Annotated in this window: 4 protein-coding genes; 2 read left to right on the top strand and 2 right to left on the bottom strand. The window is 78.4% G+C overall.

What is annotated here, in order from left to right; genetic code table 11:
- Nucleotides 1-111: 111 nt before the first annotated feature.
- Both ACN20G_RS37265 and ACN20G_RS37260 read left to right on the top strand, forming a co-directional pair.
- The gene (locus ACN20G_RS37265) at nt 112-1656 is read left to right on the top strand and encodes a mobilization protein (protein ID WP_424217814.1); all 1545 of its coding nucleotides are present in this window, start codon (nt 112-114) and stop codon (nt 1654-1656) included.
- 722 nt (nt 1657-2378) lie between these two features.
- Nucleotides 2379-2714 carry a hypothetical protein gene (locus ACN20G_RS37260; RefSeq protein ID WP_424217813.1) on the top strand — a complete coding sequence of 112 codons (336 nt, stop codon included), beginning with the start codon at nt 2379-2381 and terminating at the stop codon, nt 2712-2714.
- A 943-nt stretch (nt 2715-3657) separates the two neighbouring features.
- Here the strand turns inward: ACN20G_RS37260 and ACN20G_RS37255 are convergent.
- Nucleotides 3658-5391, bottom strand: a complete 1734-nt coding sequence (locus ACN20G_RS37255) for a hypothetical protein (RefSeq protein WP_424217812.1) — start codon at nt 5389-5391, stop codon at nt 3658-3660.
- A gap of 1331 nt (nt 5392-6722) precedes the next feature.
- Nucleotides 6723-6923: a hypothetical protein gene (locus ACN20G_RS37250; RefSeq protein WP_424217811.1), complete on the bottom strand. Its 201-nt coding sequence runs from the start codon at nt 6921-6923 to the stop codon at nt 6723-6725.
- Nucleotides 6924-7281 lie beyond the last annotated feature (358 nt).

The following is a 7281-nucleotide window of genomic DNA, read 5'->3' as shown; positions in this document are numbered from 1 at the left end:
TCGCCTCGGTGTCGGCGGCGGGGGTGTTGGAGGCGTTGTTGGCGGCCGCGCGCAGGATGGACGCGGCGGCGCTGGCGATCCAGCGTGAACGCCGGGCCCGGTGACGGTCCGGTGATTCCGAAGAAGGGCGCCACCGGCACCGACACCGGTGGTCTCCTGGCCTACCTGTTCGGCCCGGGCCGCCGTGACGAGCACGTGGACGCGCGCCTGGTGGCCTCGTGGGACCGCTGGTTGCCGTGCCCGGCCCGCAACCCCGAGCAGATGTCGCTCGGGGACCTCGCGCTGCTCCTGGACCAGCCCCTGGACGCCCTGCGCGGCCCGGCCCCGACCGAACACGTCTGGCACGTCTCCGTCCGCAACCACCCCGACGACCGCGAGCTCACCGACACCGAGTGGGCGCAGGTCGCGCGGGAGATGGTCGTCGCCGCCGGCATCGCCGACCGGACCGGCGGCGCCGGCTGCCGCTGGGTCGCCGTCCGGCACGCCGGCGACCACATCCACCTGATGGCCACCCTCGTGCGCGAGGACGGCCGCCGCCCCCGCATCCGAGGAGACCTCCGCGCCCTGCACGCCGTCGCGCGCGCCGCCGAGTCCCGTCTCGGGATCACCGCCTGCTCCCAGCCGGGTGCCCGGGGCTCCTCGTGGCCGTCGCAGGGTGAGGTTCGCAAGGCCGAGCGCCGGGGCTTGGCCGAACCACCCCGGGTGACGTTGCACCGGACGGTGCGCACCATGGCCGCGCTCGCCTCCTCGGACGAGTCGTTCCTCGAGGCGCTGCGCGACCACGGCCTGCGGGTCCGTGAACGCCGCGACACGGCCGGGGCGCTGGTCGGGTACGCGGTCGCCCTCCCCGGCGACCGCGCCAGCGCCGGCACGGTCCCGGTGTGGTTCGCCGGCTCGACCCTCGCCCCCGACCTCTCCCTGCCCAAGGTCCGTGCCCGCTACGGACCCCCACGCCCCGTCCGACCCCTCCCCGCCGACCGCGCCGCCACAGCCGATCGGCTGCCTCAGGTCGAGGCCGGGCACGGCGTCGGGTTCTCGGGTCCGGGTGGTCTGGTGAGCGCCGCCGACCGGATTCACAGTGCCGCCGTCCTCCTGCTGCGTGAGGGCCGGGCCGCCGCCGGGTCGGGTGTGGTCGCGTTCGGGGAGCTGCTCCTGGTGGTCGCCGAGCACCCGCCGCTCGGGGCGTCCCGGGAGGTCCACGACCTCCTGGTCGCGGCCGCCGAAGCGTTCACCACCGCGTCGCGTTCCCCGGACGCGGACCGGGCCGCCTCCCAGGCCGCCCAACTGTGGCGTCAGGCCGGGCGGGAGGTTCGTGATGCCGCGAACAGCGCGGTCCGGGCTCCGGGCCGGGCCGTGTGGCACCTGTTGGCCGCCCTCGTCCTGGCGGTCGAGGCCGTCCTGGCCCATCACACCGCCCGTGAGCACCGCGCCCAGGCCGCCGCGGCCGCGCGCACCGCCGAGCTCCTGACCCGCGCCGCCGCCCTCACCCGCCCCGCCCCCGCCCCCGCCCCCGCCCCCGCCCCCGCGCCGGACAGGGCGGCGGCGCCGGCGGCGAGGAAGGCCCCGCCCCGCCGCCTTCCCCCGTCCCCGGCCCGCGCCCCTCACCGCCGCCCGCCGCCGTCCGGGCCCGGGACCGGCAGAGGCCGCACCCGCTGACCACCCTGCCCCCGTCCCCGCCTGCCCCGTTCGGGCCGGCGGGGCTGGGTGTGCGGGGTGTGGTGGGCAAGCCTGGTGACGGGGGCGGGGCAAGCCTCCGGTCCCGGTGGGCAAGCCCCCGGTCCGGGTTCCCGGTCGGGGTGGGCAAGCCCTGGGCAAGCCGGCGGTGCGGGGGCTTGCCCAGGGCGGCGTGGCCCCGGCTCCGGGGGTGTGTCGGGGCCGGTTCGGGGTTGCACCGGGAGGGGGTTCCAGGGGCGGCTGGAGGGGTGGACACGGCGGGGGACCGGGGGTGTGACCGCGGGTGGGACCCCTGCATCCGACGACCGGACCGTTCGCGCAGGTCGGAGCCCGTGGGCAAGCCCTCCTCGGGAAACGACACCTCTTTGTACGCGTAGCCGTACGAGAGGTCCTGTCCTCCTCGGACCCCGGCGCGGCCCACCCCGCACCGGCGCGGCCCGGCTCGGCGCGGCCCACCCCGCCCCGGCCCGGCGCGGCCCACCCCGGCCCGGCGCGGTGCGGTGCGGTGTGGCCCGGTGTGGCGTGTCCCTGGTTGGTGGTCGGCCGTTGGAGTGGTCGGAGGTGCTGCCCGTGTTGTTCGCCGACGTCCCGGCCGCCCAGGCCGCCGAAGCCGCCCGGGCTGTTGTCCTGACTCCGGGCCCGGTCGTGCCCGGTGTGCCCGGGCCGCCGGTCCCCGGCGCGCCCGCCCCTGCCCGGCCCCGGCCGTGTTCGCCCTTGACGTCCTCGCCGACGAGCTGGCGGCCCGCGCCGCCGTCCTCGCCGATCGGGCCGACGCCGCCGGTTGGACGCCGGCCGCGATCCACGACGCGATCACGGCCGTGGAGATCCTGGCCCTGGCCCTCGTCCGCGCCGGCGCCGGTTCCGGTTCCGGTCTCGCCCGTGCCCTCGCACCCCTCACCACGCCCACCCCGGCGGCCGGGACCGGCCCCGACACCCAGGCCGTGCCCACGACGACCCCCACGGCCCCCACGGCCGCCCCCGCCCCGGTGCGGGCCCGCAGGGGTCTGGGGCCTGGTTGGGTGGGCATTCGGGCTTCCTGATCCGCTCCGCGCCCGGAACCTGCCGAGCTCAGGCGGCACGCTGACGGTGTTGGGGTTGCTGCGCGCGCCCGGCCCCGGGCCGGTCTGTGCGCCGTCTGCGCCGACTCCGGGACTTTTGGCCCGGGCCGTTTGGCGGTGGGGTGTTCGCGGGGGGTGGGGGAGTCCTGGGCGCCGGGCCGGTCCCCGGGCTCGTGTCGCCCGCCGGCAGGTCGAGGAGCCCCCCGGGGGCCCCGTTCCGCCCCGCGCCTGGGGCCGTCGCCCTCGACGCCCGCCCGGGGTCCGGCCCGTCCGGCGAACACCACCCGCCGAGCCGGGAGGACACCACCGCGCCCCCCGGGCCGGCCGGCCCGCGCCCGGTCCGTGTGCTCCCTGTCGTCGCCGCTCACCATCGCCGCCGCCCTCGTGCTCGGCCCGCGTCCCCGCTCCGCTCGCGTCCTGCCCGAGTTCCGTGTTGGACGTCCGGTCCCGGCCTCGGGGTGTGGGTGCCGGCCCGGGCCGCCGGGGTGCGCGCTGGGGCGTCGCGGACGTTCGGCCACGACGAACGCGACGAGCACGTCCTCGACCTCGGCACCCGCCCCGCACGCGGCGCCCCGAGTGTTCGTCCCGCCGTGCCGGCCTCGCCCCGGCCCGTGTCCGCCGGGCTCGTCGTGTTCCTCGCCCTGGAGCTCGGGCTCGGGTGCCCGGCACCGGCCTGCGCCCCCTCGCGCTCGTGCGCGCCCGGCCCCGCCTTCGACGCCCTGCGCCCGAACTCCCCGGCACCGCCCCCGCTCCCGCGCCCCGGCCCGCTGCGAGCCCGCCCCGGCCCAACACGGGGTGGGCGTGCTCCTGGTCCTCGCCGTCGACCGTCCCCGCCGTGCCCGCCGTGCCCGCACCGCGCCCAGCCCGTGCCCCAGGGCCAGGGGCGCGGGCCGGCCGCCTGGGCCCGGCCCGGGCTCCTCGGGTTTCAGCCGCGGTGATACCGGGCGTGGTCGGCGATCCGTTCCCGCAGGCCGCCGTCGTCGATCCGCAACTCTTCGACCCACACGTACGGCGTCCCCCACGTCTCCGGCATCGCGCACCCCCACACCCCGGGCCCCAACTCCTCCGGCGCCCCCTTGACCAGGCGGGCCCGGTGCGCGACGCCCTCGGACCACCGGCCTCCGCCGGTCCGGTGTCCGATCAGCTGCCGCACCACCGCAGGGGTGCCGTAGTAGTGGACTCGCTGCCCGCTCCGCCGGTAGGCGTTCAGGATGTTCAGCACCTGCGCCTGCGGCTTGGGGGTGAGCTCGACCTCGATCGCGGTGGTCTCCCCGTCCGCGTCCAGGGTGACCAGGTCCGGCCAGTGCCGCTGCCCCGCCCCCACGCCCACCGTCAGCTCCCGCCGGCCCAGGCCCTGCTCCACCGGCGCCAGGGTGTCGTCCGCCCACCGGGACACCTCGGTGCGAACCCCGTCCACACGCGGCTGGTCCCGCGCCCGCACCAGCGCCCGGATCTCCCGCTCCGTCAACACCCCCCGCCCCAGCCCGGACGCCCGTTCCAGCTGCAACCCGATGTCCGTGCACGCCAGCTTGTGCATCAGCAGCTCCCCGGGCGCCGCCGGCGGCCCGAGCACCGTCTCCGCCAGCCGGGCCCCGCGCTCCGAGGTCCACACCACCGGCCCCGCCCACCGCACCTGCGACGACCGGTACAACAACCCGGCCTCCACCATCAACCGCACCCGCGCCCGCGCCGTCTCCCACCGTCCGTCCCACACCTCCCACGCGGCCTGCCGCACACCGATCGCCCCGTACCGGGTCGCCAACGCCAACAACGCCTCGTCCCGCCTCGTGCGCTGCCACCCGTCCCCGCGCGCCTCCCCAGCCGCCCGCCGAACCCGCCGCACCCGCGCCCGCTCCAGATACCCACCCGCCCCCTTCGCCGACACCCGCGCACCCCGAGCACCCGACACCCCACCCGGCACCGCCCCCGCCGTGTTCGCCGTGTTCACCGCGCCCGCCGTGTTCACCGCCCCCGTGCCCGCGCCCGCCGCCTTCGACGACACCCGCCCCGAACCCGACCTCGCCCTCGGCGCCGCGCCCGACCCCGACCCCGGCGCCGAGTCCACGACCGCGCCCACCGCGCTCTGCCCCGGTGCCGCGCCCATGGCCGCCGTGTTCGCCGTGTTCGCCGCGCCCGAGACGACCGCCGCCTCCTCGTCCCCGGCCGCGCCCTCGCCCGTGCGCGCCTCGTGCCCGGCCGCGCCCGCCGCCGACCCGCTCCCCGCCGCCGACCCGCTCCCCGGCGCGGGCTGCTCCACCCGACGATCGCGCCACGGGTTCACCGCGCCCCCCGAACCCGCCACCGGCCCACCGCCGTCGTCGCCCCCACCACCGTCGCCGCCCGCGCCCGGGCCGCCGTCCTCGCGCGCGGCCAGGTGCCGGTTGCGCCACGGGTTCACCGCCGTCGGCATCTCCCGCACCCCACCACCGTCGCCGCCCGCGCCCGGGCCGCCGTCCTCGCGGACGGCCAAGTGCCGGTTGCGCCACGGGTTCACCGCGCCCCCCGAACCCGCCGGCGCCACCGACCCGCCGCCCGCCCCGACACCGCCGCCGTCGGGTTCCCCGCGCCCGCCGACCTCCTCGTGCCCGACCGCCGCGGCGTCCTCGACGACGTCCTCGTACCGCCCCGTCCACGCGTTGTAGACCTGCCTCGCCGTCACGGCCCCGGCCCCTCTCCACTCACCGGCGGGCCCGACGCCCACCACCACCGCCACCCTCACCCCCAAACCGGACAACCCCCTTTCCAGCGCCCGCGCCCGCCCCCGTCGACCTCCGGCCGCCGGCCTCCTCGTGCCCTCGACGCCCACCGAGCTCCGCCGTGCCCGTCGCGGCCGGGCCGGTTCGGGCCGGGTTCGGGGTCGGAGCCCGCCCGGATCCCCCTCCCCTCCCCCCCCCCGCACCCCCCTTCCTCCCTGCTCCCCATGCCGTTCCTCGCTCCGCTCGCACCCGCTGCCCGCTGCCCGGTGCCCGTCCTCGACCTCGTTCTCGTCCTGGGCCCGTCGTCCCGGTGTTCCGCGTCGCGCGCGCGGACACGGCCGGCCCGCCCGGCGGGCCGGCCGTCCCCGGCCGCGCGCGACGCGCTCGACGACGCCGACGCGCTCGTCGAACGGGGCACGGCCGTGCCCCGTGGCCTTCCCGCGTGGGCCCGCTTCGCCTCGGTTCTCCGCTCGTCCTTCTGGCTCCGCCCGCTTTTTTCCCTCGTTCCTCGTCTCCCTCGTCTCGGTCTTCTTTCTGTTCTTGGTGACAAGGCGCCCGCGGGTCTACCAGCGGGCCACCGGCTCCGAACCCGCGCACCCACCCCGCGCCCCGAGTTCTCGGCCCTCCCACCCCTCCCGCCCCCACCCGCACCCCGCGCCCGGCCGCCGGAAAACCTCAACCCGCGCCGGTGGACCTCCCGGTAGACCCCCACCCCCCCACACACCCCGCGCACCGCCCCGCCCGCACCCCGGCCCCCGGTAGACCCCCCGGTAGACCCCACCCCGCCGCACGACCACCCGGCCCCCGACCACCGAGACCCGCATTCGTCCGCGCCCGCCTTCGTGCGCGAGCTCCTGGCCCTCGACCACGAACACCCGCTTACACCCCCGGCCTCGACCTCGCCGACGCCCACCGCGCCCGGCTGTCACACCTCGTTCAGGCACACCATGTGCATTACCTTCCGCTCCGGCCCGCGCCCGCCTCGAAAGCCGGCCCGCGAAGGCCCCGACCGCGCCCATCCGCGCGCCCCGCCGGGGCTTGCGCGACACCTCCGCCAGGCCCTCCTCGCCGCCCGCGGCGCCGTGCGCGCCGTGCTTCCGGGTGCGTGCTGGTAGCGTCCCGGAGCGGGCGGGCAGCCCCCGTGCCCCACACGCCGTCGGGCACGCGCGGACACCGCCCCCGCCCCCCTGGCTCGCCACCCACCCCGGTGAGCCGGCGGGGCCTTGGGGTCGGTGGGTCCAGCACCCCCGCAGGGATCCACCGACCCCCACCCCCACACCGGCCCCGGGCCCGTTCAGTCCCCGCCCGGGCGGCTCGTGTCGTCGTTCGTGTTCCACACCTCGGGCCCACCACCCCGCCACTCCAGAAGCGGATCCTCGCCGTCGAGGACGGCCTCGGGGTCGGCGACGCCGACCCTCCGCAGGAACTCCGCCAAGTCCTTCCGGCCGTGGGCGGTGCCGAGGATCGCGTCCTCGCCGTGGACGTGGGCGCTCACCCGCCGGCCTCCACCAGGCGCCGGCGGGTGCACCGTGATCCGCGCCCTGTCCACACCACCACCCCACACCGCCCGCCCCCACCGCGCACCCCGAGCCGGCCCGTCCGCGCACCCACCACCGGCGTTCGTCGGGCACCCGGCACACCACCGCCCGGCTCGCCCTGGTCCTCCTCGACGACATCGTCCGCGCGCTCCACCACGCCTCTCGTCCGCTCCGGACAGGCGACGTGGCGGGCCACGGCACGACACTGAAACTCGGCAGCAAGCTAGTGCAATGTGGGCCCACATTCAGACCGGGAGGTCCCCCGCGGCCCACGCCGACGCCCCGCCCGTGCCCGCCCCACAGACCGCCGGTTTC

Origin of the sequence: Streptomyces dryopteridis, assembly GCF_049606955.1 — a bacterium.
In the GTDB taxonomy this organism is placed as follows: Bacteria; Actinomycetota; Actinomycetes; order Streptomycetales; family Streptomycetaceae; genus Streptomyces.
This window is presented reverse-complemented; position numbering and strand designations above follow the sequence as displayed.